Origin of the sequence: Parachitinimonas caeni (genome assembly GCF_030129945.1) — a bacterium.
In the GTDB taxonomy this organism is placed as follows: Bacteria; Pseudomonadota; Gammaproteobacteria; order Burkholderiales; family Chitinimonadaceae; genus Parachitinimonas; species Parachitinimonas caeni.
The window spans coordinates 49,254-63,314 of sequence record NZ_JARRAF010000017.1; the positions used below are offsets into that span (position 1 = coordinate 49,254).

Consider the following 14,061-nt stretch of genomic DNA (forward strand, 5'->3'; position numbering starts at 1 on the left):
CCGGTTTACTGGGTTTTGCTGAGCGCCAGCCTGGCGGCCATTCCCCAAAACAGCAAGCCGAGAAGACCACTGCTGTGCCGGGAAAATCGAGCCGACATCACGACCCTGGCGCGCGCCCTGGCAAAGATCCAGGCGGCCAGCAGGTTGTAGAGCAGCGCGAGGCTGGTCAGCAGCATGCCCAGGGTGAACAGCTGCAGACTGCTGTGGCCCAAGGTCGGGTTGACGAACTGAGGCAGGAACAGGCTGAAGAACAACAGGGCTTTGGGATTGAGCAGGTTGTTGACCAAACCTGCGGTGATCAGCCTGGAAACCGGAACGTTGCGGGGCGTGGGCCGGTGGTTCGGAGTGGGGCTGGTCTGCGTACGTGCCCAGTTCCGCACCAGACCGAATCCCAGCCAGGCCAGATAAATCGCTCCGATCAGTTTGATGGCAAAAGCCACGTTCGGCATGGTTTCGAGGATATGCCCAAGACCGAAAGTCACCAGCAGCGTTTGAATCACCCCTGCCAGGGCAATACCCAGACCACAAGCGGCACCATGCCGCCAGCTATTACTGACCGACTGCGAGAAAATCAGCAGCATGTCCGGTCCGGGTACGGCCAGCAAAATGGCAATGGCTGACAGGAATAAAGGCAAGATAGTTAAGTCAATCATTCGGCGGTCTCCTGTAAAGGGCATTGGCCAATTTGGATGAAATAGAGGGCAATTAATTTATTTTTCAGATGAATCGATTCGCGGCCATGAATCACCCTGCTTGCATTGTAAGGTTTGGGGCATTTGAAAATATCTCTTTATCTATTCAAATCGCGGCACCGGCATTTTATTTACTCGTCAGAATGTTTTGCGGTGCCTGAATATTTTCTTGCCATACGTGGGATCACGCCGGGAAAACAAATCGCCACCCATAGCGGGTGGCGATTGTTGGATGGACTGATCAAGACCACTTCCGTTCAGGTGATACGGGCTCTAACTCTGGCCAAAAATGCTGGCCAGACTGGCCGACTGCTGCTTGCGTGTAGCCAGACACTGGTCGATTGACTCCAGCGCCAAAGCCAGATCGCGGGGGCCGCCTTCATACTTGTCGGCCCGTTTGCCCATAAAGCTGGCTAGTTCCTGCCGTGCTCCGGCCTCGCACAGGTGGCTGACTTTGTGCGGAAAGCCTGCCGGGTAATCGCGTGGCAGGCGCTTGGCCAGCTCGTCGAAGTTCGACTGCAGGAAGGCCCAGGTATCGGCGGCCAGCAAGGAATCGCGTCCCCCTTCGCTCAGAATGGTCATGGCTTCACGCGGATCAAGCTCGGGTGCCAGGGTCAGCTTGCGGGCTGCGGCAGCACGCCCCGGATCGCTGAAGCTGCCCAGTGCCTGATACAAGCGGCGCAACTCGGCGCGGTCTTTGCTCGTTCTGACTGCTTTGACCAGCGCATCGAACAAACTGGCGTCGCCATGCCGAGCGGCCGCGACCAGAATCGGCTCCACCAGCGAGCCGGCAATGGCCTTGCGGTCTGCCAGCCATGATCGGGCACGGCGGGTCGCTTCCTGTGCCAGCTGCGGGTCATCTCCCAGCTTGCCGATCAGCCGGATCAGGTTGGCCCGCAGCATCTGGTCGTCGTCACTCTCGCCGGGCTTTTCGTCCAGGCCCAGTGCGGCCAGTCTGGGGCCATAGATCTTGCGCACCAACGCGGCAAAGGCTGGCCGCTGTTTGGCCTCCAGCAGGCGTTCAGCCGCTTCGACGATTTCGGTGGTCTGCTCGACCACTTCACGTCGCGGATGGGCGGCATAGCGTTCTGCAATGGCCAGAGCTTCAGTGGCTGGCAGATCACCGCTGTTGAACTGGGCTTGCACGTCGTCGAGCGTTGCCAGCAGGCCATTCAGATTCTTGCTGTCGATGGGGCCATCCAGCAGCGCCATCAGGCCGCCCTTGGGATAGATCGGCCGGTAGTAACCCACGCCACCCGGATTGGCATCCAGCACAGTTGGGCAGCCGGCAAGGGTGATTTCTGTCTGTGGCGTTTCAATGACTTCACATTTTGTTGCGGCACCATCTGCGCTGTAGCAGAACGGCAGTGTCCAATGCTGGTTGCCACCGCCCCAGCGGCTTTGCTTGATGCTGAGCCTGGTGTTGCCGTTGTCGCAACGGCTGGTCAGATCAAGGCGGGGGATGCCCGGCTGGTCGATCAGGCTACGGAAGGAAGCCGCCACTTTCGGTGAGTCGCCGGCAACAGCCTTGATGAAGTCTTCGGCCGTGGCATTGCCCCAGGCATGGGTTTTCATGTAGCGGCGAACGCCATCGCGGAATTTCTCCGGCCCCATCCACGATTCGATCATGGTCAGCATCGCCTGGCCTTTGCTGTAGGTAATGCCATCAAAGGCATTGCCGAGATCGTGGTAAGTGGTCACCGGCTGACGAATCTTGCGGGCCGAGGCCAGGCGGTCGGCTTGCATGGCATTGGCGCGGGCGTAGGCGCTTTCGACACCCCAATTCCACTCGGGTTTGACTTGATCGGTGATCTTGTCCCCCATCCACGAGGCAAACGATTCGTTCAGCCACAGATCATCCCACCACTTCATGGTGACGAGGTTGCCGAACCACTGGTGCGCCAGCTCGTGCGCAGCCACGGCCACATAGTCGCGTTTGAAGTGAGCGGTTTCAAATTCGGGCGCAGCCAGCATCAGGCTGCTGCGGTAGGTGATGAGACCGGCGTTTTCCATGGCACCGAAGCCCACGGTCAGTGGCAGAACCATTGAATCCAGCTTCTCATAGGGGTAGGGCATGCCGAAGTAGCGTTCCAGCCGGTCCACGATGCTGGCAGTGACTTCTGCGGCATAGCGGGCATCGGGGCCGCGCCCTTTCGGGGTGATGAAACGGATTGGCATGTCGCGTAGCGATCCGCCATCGACCACGTCGAAGCGGCCAACGCCAAAGGCAACCAGATAGGTCGGCAATGGCTTGGTCGGGGCAAAGCGGACGATCTTCCAGCCCTTTTCAACCGGGGTCTCGGACACCATTGGCGAGTTGGCAACGGCCACATGGTCCTGCGGAACGCGCAGACTCAAGGTCCAGGGGGTTTTCCAGCCGGGTTCGTCAAAGCACGGAAAGGCGCTACGGGCGCCGGTTGCCTCAAATTGGGTGAAGGCATACCACTCGTTGCCGTCTTTCTGGCGGAACAGGCCGTCAGTGTCCTTGCCCTCGATATGGCCGGAGAAGGCCATTTCGAGCTTGGCTGTGCCGGCAGGCAACGAGCGCTTGAACCGCAGGATCACCGTGTGTTCGCTGTCTCGCTCAACCACTGCACGTTGCGGATGGCCACCTGCTGGTGTCAGCTCGGCCATGCCGATCTTCAGATCGCGGGCGGAAAGCCGGATCTGGTTGGTCGCGGCAGCCAGCTTCAGATCGATTTTGACATTACCAATATGGCTTTCACGATTGGGATTGACGGTCAGCTCGACGGCGTAGGCGGTCGGTGTGACCGACTTGTCCAGCTGCATCGCCGCTTCGCTGGTCTGGCTGGTTTCCTCGGCCTTGGCTGGGGTCGCAACAGGCGGTGCCCTCTTGGACTTGGCAGCCCGAGTGCTGTGTTTGGCTTTGGCGGGCTTCTTGCTGTGGTGACGGGCAGCTTCTGCGCCGGTGCTGGAAAGCCCCAGCGCAAGGCCGATGGCCAGGGCAATCAGGGACTGACGGGGTGTAGGCATGCGGACTCCTCTGCGGTCTATTGACGGACCGCCAAACGGGGGCTGGATGTTGGCGCATCGCCCACCGGAAAATGGGATGGGTATCTGGTCACTTAGGCTCTGTTGACATTTTATTTCCGGATCGCGTTTCGTCGGATTTGGGCCTGATGCAAGGCGAAAAGCGCGCCGCTTAGTGAGCTAAGCAAGCGGTTTTTAACACCGCAGCAGGCCCAAATCCGTCGAAACCCTCCGGGCCCGGCGCGAGCGGAAACAAAACGTCAACAGAGCCTAGGTTCTGTAAACCTTACGTCAACAGAACCTGGGGGAGCCGGTGACTTCTTGTCGGTGTTTGACTGCTAAAAATCGGTTTCCAGGCGCTGCCCACGGCTCTCTGACAGCCTTGAAACGCCTACAGGCCACACAGACTACTTAAGTAACCAAGGAAGTTGCGTGCGGCCACACGGTCGTAGCCGCCATCTTCCAGCCGGGTGGCTTGCAGGTATTGGTACAGCGCAATGACCAGTTTCATGGCTCTGGGTTCGTGATGAACATTGGTCATATTTCCCAGCCGATCAAACGTCAGGCTGGCGGCCAATTCCAGAGCGTCCAGATCAATCGCTTCAGTTTGCCGGTTGCGCTCGCCGTCCCCGGTGGCTAGCCATTCGAGCGAGCAGCCCGTCGCTCGGGCAATCTGGCTGGCACGACCCAGGCTGGGTTCAGAACCGGTCAGATACTTACGCAGCAGGCTTTCACTCAGGCTCACCCGGCGAGAAAACACCGACAACGGCTGGTCGCCGATCAGTTCTCGCAGACGTGAGGCAAAGTCGGACACGGTTGTCAGGTTTCTGTAAATAGGGGAAAGCGGCCGAGCATAACATGGACAAACGACGCTGCAACTATCCAAACGATGGAAGCTCTTTAAGCGACGCCGTTCTTGTGATGGCGCTGGCCGGCCAGGCGGCTGCTGGACTTAGGTCAATATGCCGATGTCCCGGTATTGCTGCCTTGGTCGGACAGCCCGGCAAAAGCAAGCTGATTTGGCGAGGTTTCGCATTTGGGGTGGGCTGGTGTCATGGCGGGGTGAAATAGGTATTTCAAATCAGGCAAGTCACTTCAAATTGGTCTAATACTGAATTCAAAACCTGGCACGGGATTAAATAGATTGTTTATATCCGTATTGAACAAATACGAACGGATAGGCCCGGAATTGGATTTGTCTGAATTGGCTGTCGAGCGTTTTGTCAGCGAATGTCTGGGTCAAGATTTATTAAATACTATCCGTGAGTTAGAACAGTCTGAAGACTGGACGGCCGACCATCCGGCGCATTCGCCACGAGAGGTGGAGGAATGGCTGGATGCGCTGACGCAATTTGGTCGCGAATCGGCTAAATACCTCGATCCGCGTTCCGGCCGGTTTTATGATTTGATGGCGCATTTAAGTTTTGGCCGCCGCATGGCGTGCCTGGCATTTATGTGGAAGCAGCATCCTGATTTTGCCGAGGTATTTACCCAGCTATTTGCCGAGGGGGACGCTATTGCCGACGCCAATTGGCAATTGGTGAGGCGTAGCGTTCTGCTGGTGGACCATCTGCTGGAAGTGAAACAGGCCGCTGAAGCAGAAAGTCGGCAGCGGCTGCGTCGGCAGGCGGTCCGGCACGATGCCGAGCCGGACGATGACTTGCCGCAACCTAACGTCAACAGAGCCTAGGTGGTGTTCGTGCGTTGCGGTGTCTGGAGGGTACGCGATGAATCTGTCAGCCTGCCTTGACTGGCTCGGTTATCAGCGTGATTACGCCAAACTGGCGGCGATGTTTGCGGGTGGGATGGCGTTTGCGGTGATGATGCTGGCTACGGCGGGTTCGTCGGGCAAGGTGGATTCTCAGACCTGCGAGCTGAACAAGGCTGCAACCGATGGTTTGTCCATCCATACCGAGATGGCGGCGATTGCGCCGGATGCCTCGAAATATTTCTCGACCTGTCTGCACGACTGGGCCAGCCAGGATGTCGATCTCTCCGGCCTGATTACCGATTACACCGGCAAGGTGTCTGCCCAGCTGTCTTCACTCAACAAGCAATACGACCCGGCCTTGCGCAATGTCTGCCGGGCGGTACGCAGTGCTGCCGGCGATACCATCGAGAACCTCAACAACGGTCTGCAGGCACGCGGGATCGAGCCGCGAATCAAGGCCGGGGCACAGCCTGCAGGGGGGGGAGGCGACTATGGAAGCGGTCAGGGCACTGGCGGTGGAGCGGGGGCCTTTTTGCCAGCCGGTGCTAGCGGTGGGGGCAAGACCGATGTACCGACCTTCCCCAGCGAAAGTATCAAGGGCACGAAACTCGACCTCAGCAAGATCAAGGAAGGCACGCAGGGCCTGTTCAGCCAGAACCTTGGGGAAATCCAGTCCGCCGCGCAGCGCGAATACACCGAGGCACGTACTGAGTACGACCGATTGCGCCAGAACGGCACCAAGGGGGAGGGGTTGACCGCTGCCAAGGACCGTCTGGACCGGGCCCGCGACAGCCTGCAGGCCGTCGAGAACGTCAACAGTAACTACGGGGTATCGTGGACCAAGCCGAGTGATCTTTCAGCGCCCGGCAGCACGGCAGGAGGCAAGCAATGAGACGCGGGCACTGGCTGTGGATGGGGCTGGTCATGAGCGGCATCACTACCGGCACGCTGGCCAGCTACGACATCCGCAACTGGCAGGATGCTTCGCGTGAAGCGGTGGCAGCCTGGAAGGTGGTGGACAAGCAGGAGGCGGTGATGGCCGACAAAGTGGCCGCCACGGTCAAAGCGGGGAGCGATGGTCAGGCGACGGGTGTGGTGTCGATATCGGTGAATCGCCGCATTCTGGACAAGGTGCGCGATTTCGGCCGATTTGCCGGTCAACCGCTGGCGACGTCCTGCGACACCCTGCAGCGGGATCGCTATTGGGCGCGCAGTCTGGCAGCGATGGTTGACGCCACGGCCGACAGCACACTGGCCCTGGCCAGCCGGGGGGGGCTGGATCTGCTTGAGCTGTCAAAGAGTCAGATGGATCAACACAAGCGCCTGTATTGCAGCGTGGCTGAGGCGCAGGCTCATGCCTGCGAGCTGGTGCCCACTGCCTTGCAGGGCGGCGATGCGGACTACGGCGCGTGGGCGGCTCCGCTGGTGCTGGATCGTCCGGGCATGGCGGCCGGCATGGACTATGTACAGCAGGTAGCCTCCTTGCGCAGCACGCCGGAGAGCGCCTGCAAGCAGGAGGAATGCAAGGCCATCAAGCTTGAGGACTTGTCACGCAATGCCGCCAATGCGCTGGTTGGCCATGTTCTGCTGGAGCAGCTGAAACAGCGGGGGGCCGGCGACGATGAATGAGTGGCGGCGCTCTGCACTGCAGGCTTCATCTGTTCTGGACCTGCTGCCGGGGCATGGCAGGCGGGGCATGGCGGCACTGGCACTGGCAGGTGCGCTGGCCAGCGGCGCGGCATTTGCCCTGCAATGCGGCGGGCCGGCGGAGGCGATGGTGATTGCATCGGGCATCATTCCGACGACCGAGATGACGCTGGAGTGGCTGGCCGAGGCGACTGAAACCATCGTCAAACAGCTGAATGACGATACGCGGGAGATTCTGGCGGCGATCAAGGTCAACACCAAACAGGTGGTGGTGAGCACCGACAAACTGGCTGCCGTGACCAAGGCCAGCAAGCAGGCATTGGCCAAAACCATCGTCGAAACCGACAAGGAAGCCGCCCGCCAGGATGTCATGGCGCGTTTTGGCGCAAGTACCGGCCAAGGCTACTTTGCCTGCAAGGTACAGACCGACAGCCAGAAGCTGCGCCAGGCTTATCAGGATCTGCCTGAGCAGGTCTGGACGGCGGTGCGGGAGCTGGATGGCACCGCCGGCCGCTTTGGCGACCCGGTGAACACGTTGCGTGATCGCATCACCCGGCATATCTACGCCCACTGCACCGAAGAGGAAGCCAAGCTTGGGCTCTGTGCCAACAAAGGGCCGGCGGCAGGCGCGGATAGTGATGCCTCGCTGTTGTTCCGTCCGCTCGACCCGGACAGCGAAACCCGCAAAGGCCGGGATCTGTTTATTGCCAATGTGGTGGGCCTGCCCGACCCTTCGCCGCCGCACGCCGACGGCAAGCTGTCTCCCGAGGGCGAGTCTTATCTGTATTACAAATACCGCAAGGACACACTGACTTCGATTCCTGCTTATAGCCTGCAGGCGGTCGCGCTGGCCAATACCCGCAGCAAGGCGCTGGATGGCAAGTCGCCAAGCGAGCTGCTGGCAAATCGTCTGGGCCAGTATTTTGGTGGTGACGGTGCGGCGCAGTGGACGGCCTCGCTACAGCAACAGGTTGGGCGGGGGGTGCTGATTGAAGTCAACAAGTTGCATGGGCTGGAAGCCTGGCTGCGAGTGGAAGAGTACCGGCGCAACGAGCGTATCAGTGCCAATCTGGCGGCCATGCTGGCGCTGCGCGGCGAGCGTCTGCGCGAAGAGGTTCTGGCCGCGCATGTCGCGCTGGTGCGCTCGCGGACGACTGCAGCAACCATGAATTCGGCAGGGGGAAGCCCATGAGTTTGCCGCTGGAGAGGGGATTGCCGCAGGGGCGGCGTCTGTTGCTGCTGCCTGCGCTGTTTACTTCGGCAGCGCTGGCGACCTACTACTGCCCCGACTTCATCTGGCCAATGGTCAATGCGGCGTTTCAAACCAGCCAGAATGTGATCGACCAAGGCATCCAGACCATGGTGAAGATCATTTCGAAGCAGGAGGAGCGGAATTTTCAGGAGATCATGGCGGCGCTGAAGGTGCTGACCAAGCAGAAGAATATTTCGTCAGAAAAGCTGGCGGCCGTGAACAAGGCGGGGGATGAGGCCCTGGCAACCGTGATGGTCGAGACCGATCGTTCACGTCGTATCCAGAAAGCCTATTTTGATTTTCACCCCAAGTTCGGACAGGGCTTCGAACCCTGCAACACTTACGCGGCGTCTCGCAAGCTGACGGCAGCCGCAGATGCCCTGAGCGAAGAGGCGGCCAAGGCTGTGGGGCAGCTGGATGCCGGCCCCGGCAAGTACTTCAATCCGATCTGGACGCGTAACCTGAGTGTGACCAATAACCTGCGCTATTGCGACAAGCAGTTGTCGAGCAACGGTCTGTGCTCGGATACGACCGAGCTGCTGGGCGAGGACAGTATCGGTGCCAGCGTTCATTTCGGCAGCCTGCTCGATGGTGACAAGCCCAATCGGCAGCGGGCGCAGCAGGTTTTCCTCAACAATATGTTCGGCCAGCCCGACCCACCGCCGCCCACCTTGCCTGCGAACAGCCCTCCCCATTCCCTGCACGAGATGGATGCCTACCTTGCCATCAAGCTGCGCAAGGACGCCTTGCTGGCGCCGGCCATGCAGACCATGCAGGAAATCCGCCTTGCCCATAGTCCGCGTGAAGGCGATGAACCCGGTCTGGTCAAACAGATGGATCAGCTTGCCGGGGTCTACTTTGGTGGCGATAAACATCAGGACTGGAACAAGGCCCTGGCCCGCCAGACCGAACGGGGCCTGATGGTCGAGTTGCTGAAGGTCAAGGGGTTCGATCTGATGGTGCAAGGCCAGCAGTATCGGCAATGGGAGCGGATGGAAGCCATGCTGGCCAATCTGGTTGCCAGCGAGATTGCCAACTCTCCGCTCTCTGCCAGAGTCGAGGCCAATCGCCGGGCCAGCGTTGACAGTCAGATCCGCAACCGTTCCGGAGCACCCTGATGGGGTGGCGGTGCTGGGCGGCGCTGGGCATGTTCTGGCCTTGGCTGGCGATGGCGGGCGAACAATGTCTGGTTGACCCCGCCAAGGGCAAGCTGGTGGCGGTGGCACCGTATGGCCGGTTGCCGGACGGGCGTAGCCATGCCGGCCTGGATTTCGAGCTGGCACGGGCGGGTCAGCTGCAGGCGCCTGCCGATGGCGAGATGCGTTCGACTTACCTCAGTGGCCAGGGGAATATGGTCGTGATCGAGCGTAAAAACGGCGATGCCGTGTTTCTGAGCGGCCTGGATGCCGTGCTCGAACCGAAAGAGGGCCAGCCGTTCCGGCGGAGCATCCATGCCTCAGGCGGCTTTGAAAAGGCCGGCAAGGCCAATGCCGGCAAGCCGATTGCTGTTGCCGGCCAGGCAAGCGATGCCGGCACGGCGGGGAATGAGGCTGCCAAGAGCCGCTTTCATCTGGCGTATTCCCGTGCGGCGACAGGGCGCAAGGAGCTGGATCGCTGGTTGCTGCAAGGCCGTGCCAAGGCTGACATCACGGCTACCCATGGTTTACCGGAAGAAAAGCAGGCTTGGGAAGCTGTCGAGCCCGGCAGCCAGCTTTGCACGAGCTTTCCGCTGCAGGAGGCCGGGCAGACCGCTGGCGATACCCGCGCGCTCAGCCAGCAGCGCAAGCAAGGTGAGCTGCCGCTGGAGGAGGGGCCGCAATGGGTGGCCGCACAGGACCTGCAACGCTCCAAGACGTCGCCCCTCAGCAATGGCAGTCGCTACGGCATGAGCAATCCAGCCCTGCCACGCCACTACGGCCAGCTCTCGTTTGCCGCCATGCTGCAGACCGAAGCCAGCCGCCGCTTCGCATCGTGGGAGTGGAACGAAGGCTTGACCCGCTGGAGTGATCGAGCACTTTGGGTGGAATACGCGCGCATGATGGCTACCACGGCACGCCTGCGGCAGGAGATTGACCGCAAGAAACAACATGCCGAGCTGCTGCTGTCTTTATGGACCCTCTACGCGACGCAACGCGAGCTGAAACCAAGGGTCGAGGCCAATTTCCGCAGCGCGCAGGATAGCCGGATGAAGGCAATGACGAGTCAGCAGGAATCTGCACCAATCAAGAAATAAGCATTTGACATATATAGATTTTTGTGTTCGTGGTGCCGCCACGCAGCAAGATGTGACATTTCTTGACAGGCAACTGTGCGCGAACGCGCGGCGTCATCCAAAACATCCCACCGCTCGGCGGTTGCATGGCGCCTTCTGTCTGGTGTGAACCGATCATCCCGCCCAGTCACCGCATTGGCATTGCCATTGCTAAGGTAAGGCTAACCAAGAATTTTGCTGTGAGGCGTGCTATGAAAAAGCTGCAGCGAGGCTTCACCCTGATTGAGTTGATGATCGTCGTGGCCATCATCGGCATTCTGGCCGCCATCGCAATAGTGCAGGCCTTGGGTTTCATCCGGCGGGCTGAAGACAAGTCAGCGCAGTCTGATGCGCGCAATTTCATCAGCGCCGCTACAGCAAACTCCAGCAACTAGGTGCTCTTGGTCTTGAGCTCTTGTCGCTGGAGGGAGAGTCGCCGCCCTTTTGGGGGGAGAGGGTTTGTGTCGGGTTGTCGACACGAGCTTGGTCGTTGCGTTGGCAGGGAGTGGTTCGAGGGTCCAGTTTTCGCAGTTTGGTGTGACAAACAACCTGGTAGTCTCAATTTGAACGAAAGGATGTTGCAATGAAGAACTTGCAGAAAGGTTTTACCTTGATTGAGCTGATGATCGTTGTTGCCATCATCGGCATCCTGGCAGCGATCGCCATTCCGCAATTCAGCGAGTACCAGAAGAAAGGGCAGGATAAAGCTGCCCAGGCGGATGCCCGCAATTTCCTGACTTCGGCTGCTTCGAATACCACAAGCTAAGCCGAGTTTGCTCCGATTCTTTCAGCGGTTTTTGATAGTGTAAATCGTGCATTCAGGAGAATAAGTCATGGAAAGAAGCAGCAAGATTGTCATCGTGGGTGGGGTTATTGCACTGGGCATTGCTTCGGGCTCTGCGAGTGCGCAATCCGAGGCCGCTAGCGCGACGGGCACGACCGGCACCTGGTCTGTGACGGCTGGAAATTTCGTTCAAAATGCCTTTACGTTCAAGCTCTCGAATAACGTCGCTTTGATTGCCAATGATAGCCCGACTGCGGTGGCGGTCAGCACCGCCAGTACCAAGGGAACCCGTGCTTTCGGCGGTGGTAGCAGTGGGGGTGGTGTGAGGGATTGCGATGGCTCCAGCGTGGCCACTCCAGCACCGAAGACCGCTACCGCAACGGGGGATGGTTGCTCCTGAGTAGGTCGAAGTGACGCTTAAAAAATGGCGCAGCGATTGCGCCATTTTTTTCGCTTTTATTCGATCTTCTCAAGCAAGCGGGGCCACCAGCTCGGCGAAGCGTCGCATATCGACATTCCCGCCAGAAATCACGATGCCTACCCGTTTATCCTGAATGTCGAGTTGGCCTGACAGTGCCGCTGCGGCTGCCAGGCAACCTGTCGGCTCGACAACCATCTTCATGCGGCTGGCAAAGAACTGCATGGCAGACGCCAGTGCCGGGTCGCTGACGGTCACGATGTCGTCAACGTATTCACGAATAACCGGGAAGGTATGCTGACCCAGGGCCTGGGTTTGCGCGCCATCCGCAATGGTCTGCGGGGTGTCGATGCGGATGATTTGCCCCGCTCGTAGACTTTGCTGGCCGTCATTGCCGGCCTCTGGTTCGACACCGATGATGCGCGTGCCGGGGCTTAGATGCCGGCTCGCCACCGCGCAGCCCGATAGCAGACCTCCCCCGCCCAGACAGACCAGCAGCAGGTCCAGCTCCCCGACCTCTTCAATCAGCTCCTTGGCAACGGTGCCCTGGCCTGCCATGACGTGGGGATGATCATAGGGCGGGATCAACGTCAGGCCACGCTCTTCGGCCAGCTGGCGACCAATGGCGTCTCGGTCCTGGGTGTAGCGGTCGTAGAGAACCACTTCGGCGCCATAGCCGCGCGTTGCGGCGACTTTGATGGCAGGGGCATCTTCCGGCATGACGATTACCGCCTGCATGCCAAGTTCCTGTGCCGACAAGGCAATGGCCTGGGCGTGATTGCCCGAGGAGAAAGTCACTACCCCGGCCGCCTTCTGTGCCGGTGTGAACTGCGACAGGGCATTGAATGCCCCACGCATCTTGAAGGCCCCCATGCGCTGAAAGTTCTCGCATTTGAAAAACAGCTGTGCGCCGGTTTGCTGATCGGCCGTACGCGAGTGCAATACCGGTGTACGGTGGATCGCTGCGGCGATACGGGTGTGTGCTGCGGCAATGTCTGCAAAGTCGATGGCCAGTTTGCTCATGGGGGATCACCTTCTGGTGGGAGGTAGGTGTAAACGGTGGATCGGGCGACGCCGAGCATCTGCGCGATGTCGGCGACAGCATTGCGTTGCAGCAGCAAGCCATTGGCCGCCAGGGCGCTGATGGCTTCACGTCTTTGTGCGACAGTCATGCCCCTGGGCGTGGTATTGCGGCTTGCTGCAAAGTGCTCCAGCGCGCTCTGGATTGCGTCGATGCGGGTGCGTGCCGGAGTGCCTGCGTGGTCGAGCGGTGAGTGCTCGGTTTGAATAAGCTGGGTGAGGCTGTTACTGACTGCCGCTAGCTGGCTGGTGTCCATATTCAGGCAGATGGCTGCAACGAAGTGCCCCTGGCTGTTTTTCAACCCAATCGACGTACTTTTGGCGGGACGGCCGTCGGCAAACTGGCTTGGGTAGTTTTGCAACACTTCAGGAAAAGCCGGGTCGAGAATCCGTGCAAGGCCTATATTGCTGGCTGGTTCACCAATGGCTCTACCCGAGAGATTGTTGGCGATTGCAGTGATGGCATGGTCAGGGCGGGTCAGGTCGTGCAGAACGACTTCTACCAATGGCGCCAAGGTCTTGCCGAGCGCTTCGACAATTTTCTGGCCCTCTCGCAGCAATAATTGGTCTTCGGTCAGTAACATTTTGACAAAAAGTCAATAATTGACGATTTGTTTATTCTGGTGCTGAAGTTCCTTCTTCGCAATACCTTTGCTATTTTCGCTGGAAGGCCGATATTGGTATCAGGGCCAACAGCAACAAGCATTAGTTCGCGCCGACTGGTATCGTATCGGCCGCAGAGGTGGGTTCCGGCCAGCCGGGCCACCCCATTACAGCTTTCTGAGTAGTTGGCTTGCCAATGCTTGACTGCCAGAATCCGGTCTTAGCTCTTGATCGACCCAATGTAAAAAAAAGAGGATTTTTATGCGCACCAAAAAAGAACTTATCGACACACTGGCAGAACGTACCAGCCACACCAAGGATTCCGTCGAAACCCTGATCGACGCTTTGGGTGAAGCTGTGCAGGCTGCTCTGGCGCAAGGCAATGAAGTGGTGCTGCCTGGTGTTGGCAAACTGACGGTCAAGGAGCGTGCAGCCAAGGCTGGCCGTAACCCCAAGACTGGTGAAGCCATCACCATCGCGGCACGCAAGGTGCCGGCTTTCTCGGCGGCCAAGGCATTGAAGGATGCGGTTGACGCCAAGTAAGCCGTATCGCAGCCACAACGGTTTCGCCGTTTTGGGCACAGCAACAAAAAGGGTCGCATCGCGACCCTTTTTGTTTGCCACTCGCATCA

The 14,061-nt window shown here is 59.3% G+C and carries 14 protein-coding genes and 1 pseudogene; 10 read left to right on the plus strand and 5 right to left on the minus strand.

The genetic code is table 11. From position 1 onward, the window contains the following. Positions 1 to 5: 5 nt before the first annotated feature. The 3 genes from PZA18_RS14565 to PZA18_RS14575 all read right to left on the minus strand — a co-directional run bounded on the left by PZA18_RS14565 (position 6) and on the right by PZA18_RS14575 (position 4,497). Positions 6 to 653, minus strand: a complete 648-nt coding sequence (locus tag PZA18_RS14565) for a LysE family translocator (protein WP_284101590.1) — start codon at positions 651 to 653, stop codon at positions 6 to 8. 312 nt (positions 654 to 965) lie between these two features. Next, positions 966 to 3,686, minus strand: a complete 2,721-nt coding sequence (locus PZA18_RS14570; protein WP_284101591.1) for a M1 family metallopeptidase — start codon at positions 3,684 to 3,686, stop codon at positions 966 to 968. 388 nt (positions 3,687 to 4,074) lie between these two features. Continuing rightward, complete coding sequence (locus tag PZA18_RS14575) at positions 4,075 to 4,497, minus strand: helix-turn-helix domain-containing protein (RefSeq protein ID WP_284101592.1); 423 nt, start codon at positions 4,495 to 4,497, stop codon at positions 4,075 to 4,077. A 381-nt stretch (positions 4,498 to 4,878) separates the two neighbouring features. Here PZA18_RS14575 and PZA18_RS14580 point away from each other — a divergent pair, with 381 nt between their 5' ends. From PZA18_RS14580 to PZA18_RS14620, 9 genes and pseudogenes are all read left to right on the plus strand, one after another. Further along, positions 4,879 to 5,373, plus strand: a complete 495-nt coding sequence (locus PZA18_RS14580; protein ID WP_284101593.1) for a type IVB secretion system protein IcmW — start codon at positions 4,879 to 4,881, stop codon at positions 5,371 to 5,373. A 37-nt stretch (positions 5,374 to 5,410) separates the two neighbouring features. After that, complete coding sequence (locus PZA18_RS14585) at positions 5,411 to 6,286, plus strand: hypothetical protein (RefSeq protein WP_284101594.1); 876 nt, start codon at positions 5,411 to 5,413, stop codon at positions 6,284 to 6,286. Then, a complete protein-coding gene (locus PZA18_RS14590) occupies positions 6,283 to 7,023 on the plus strand; it encodes a hypothetical protein (RefSeq protein ID WP_284101595.1) in 741 nt (246 codons plus the stop codon). Before PZA18_RS14585 ends, PZA18_RS14590 begins: the two co-directional genes overlap by 4 nt. Next, positions 7,016 to 8,233 (plus strand): hypothetical protein, encoded by a 1,218-nt coding sequence (locus tag PZA18_RS14595; protein ID WP_284101596.1) that lies wholly within the window; start codon positions 7,016 to 7,018, stop codon positions 8,231 to 8,233. The genes PZA18_RS14590 and PZA18_RS14595 overlap by 8 nt, the downstream gene beginning before the upstream one ends. After that, positions 8,230 to 9,411, plus strand: coding sequence for a hypothetical protein (locus PZA18_RS14600; RefSeq protein WP_284101597.1), 1,182 nt, complete (start codon positions 8,230 to 8,232; stop codon positions 9,409 to 9,411). The genes PZA18_RS14595 and PZA18_RS14600 overlap by 4 nt, the downstream gene beginning before the upstream one ends. Next, a complete protein-coding gene (locus tag PZA18_RS14605; protein ID WP_284101598.1) occupies positions 9,411 to 10,526 on the plus strand; it encodes a M23 family metallopeptidase in 1,116 nt (371 codons plus the stop codon). Before PZA18_RS14600 ends, PZA18_RS14605 begins: the two co-directional genes overlap by 1 nt. Before the next feature lie 230 nt (positions 10,527 to 10,756). Next, on the plus strand, positions 10,757 to 10,939 hold the full coding sequence (locus PZA18_RS14610; RefSeq protein ID WP_284101599.1) for a type II secretion system protein: 183 nt from the start codon (positions 10,757 to 10,759) through the stop codon (positions 10,937 to 10,939). Positions 10,940 to 11,127: 188 nt separating this feature from the next. After that, positions 11,128 to 11,244: pseudogene (locus PZA18_RS14615) on the plus strand (prepilin-type N-terminal cleavage/methylation domain-containing protein); the annotation flags it as partial. A 133-nt stretch (positions 11,245 to 11,377) separates the two neighbouring features. Further along, positions 11,378 to 11,728, plus strand: a complete 351-nt coding sequence (locus tag PZA18_RS14620; RefSeq protein WP_284101600.1) for a hypothetical protein — start codon at positions 11,378 to 11,380, stop codon at positions 11,726 to 11,728. A gap of 69 nt (positions 11,729 to 11,797) precedes the next feature. On the opposite strand, the gene PZA18_RS14625 is transcribed toward PZA18_RS14620, so the two are convergent. Together PZA18_RS14625 and PZA18_RS14630 are read right to left on the minus strand one after the other, a co-directional pair. Beyond that, positions 11,798 to 12,769: a threo-3-hydroxy-L-aspartate ammonia-lyase gene (locus PZA18_RS14625; RefSeq protein WP_284101601.1), complete on the minus strand. Its 972-nt coding sequence runs from the start codon at positions 12,767 to 12,769 to the stop codon at positions 11,798 to 11,800. Then, the gene (locus PZA18_RS14630; RefSeq protein WP_284101602.1) at positions 12,766 to 13,410 is read right to left on the minus strand and encodes a helix-turn-helix transcriptional regulator; all 645 of its coding nucleotides are present in this window, start codon (positions 13,408 to 13,410) and stop codon (positions 12,766 to 12,768) included. The genes PZA18_RS14625 and PZA18_RS14630 overlap by 4 nt, the downstream gene beginning before the upstream one ends. Before the next feature lie 280 nt (positions 13,411 to 13,690). On the opposite strand from PZA18_RS14630, the gene PZA18_RS14635 reads away from it, so the two are divergent. Beyond that, positions 13,691 to 13,972, plus strand: coding sequence for an HU family DNA-binding protein (locus PZA18_RS14635; protein WP_284101603.1), 282 nt, complete (start codon positions 13,691 to 13,693; stop codon positions 13,970 to 13,972). The last annotated feature ends 89 nt before the right edge of the window (positions 13,973 to 14,061 follow it).

Excerpts from the sequence above, each read along its gene's own strand:
- PZA18_RS14565 (WP_284101590.1), bottom strand. The coding sequence starts at position 653 with ATGATTGACTTAACTATCTTGCCTTTATTCCTGTCAGCCATTGCCATT.
- PZA18_RS14570 (WP_284101591.1), bottom strand. The coding sequence starts at position 3,686 with ATGCCTACACCCCGTCAGTCCCTGATTGCCCTGGCCATCGGCCTTGCG.
- PZA18_RS14585 (WP_284101594.1), top strand. The coding sequence starts at position 5,411 with ATGAATCTGTCAGCCTGCCTTGACTGGCTCGGTTATCAGCGTGATTAC.
- PZA18_RS14590 (WP_284101595.1), top strand. The coding sequence starts at position 6,283 with ATGAGACGCGGGCACTGGCTGTGGATGGGGCTGGTCATGAGCGGCATC.
- PZA18_RS14595 (WP_284101596.1), top strand. The coding sequence starts at position 7,016 with ATGAATGAGTGGCGGCGCTCTGCACTGCAGGCTTCATCTGTTCTGGAC.
- PZA18_RS14600 (WP_284101597.1), top strand. The coding sequence starts at position 8,230 with ATGAGTTTGCCGCTGGAGAGGGGATTGCCGCAGGGGCGGCGTCTGTTG.
- PZA18_RS14605 (WP_284101598.1), top strand. The coding sequence starts at position 9,411 with ATGGGGTGGCGGTGCTGGGCGGCGCTGGGCATGTTCTGGCCTTGGCTG.
- PZA18_RS14610 (WP_284101599.1), top strand. The coding sequence starts at position 10,757 with ATGAAAAAGCTGCAGCGAGGCTTCACCCTGATTGAGTTGATGATCGTC.
- PZA18_RS14620 (WP_284101600.1), top strand. The coding sequence starts at position 11,378 with ATGGAAAGAAGCAGCAAGATTGTCATCGTGGGTGGGGTTATTGCACTG.
- PZA18_RS14625 (WP_284101601.1), bottom strand. The coding sequence starts at position 12,769 with ATGAGCAAACTGGCCATCGACTTTGCAGACATTGCCGCAGCACACACC.
- PZA18_RS14630 (WP_284101602.1), bottom strand. The coding sequence starts at position 13,410 with ATGTTACTGACCGAAGACCAATTATTGCTGCGAGAGGGCCAGAAAATT.
- PZA18_RS14635 (WP_284101603.1), top strand. The coding sequence starts at position 13,691 with ATGCGCACCAAAAAAGAACTTATCGACACACTGGCAGAACGTACCAGC.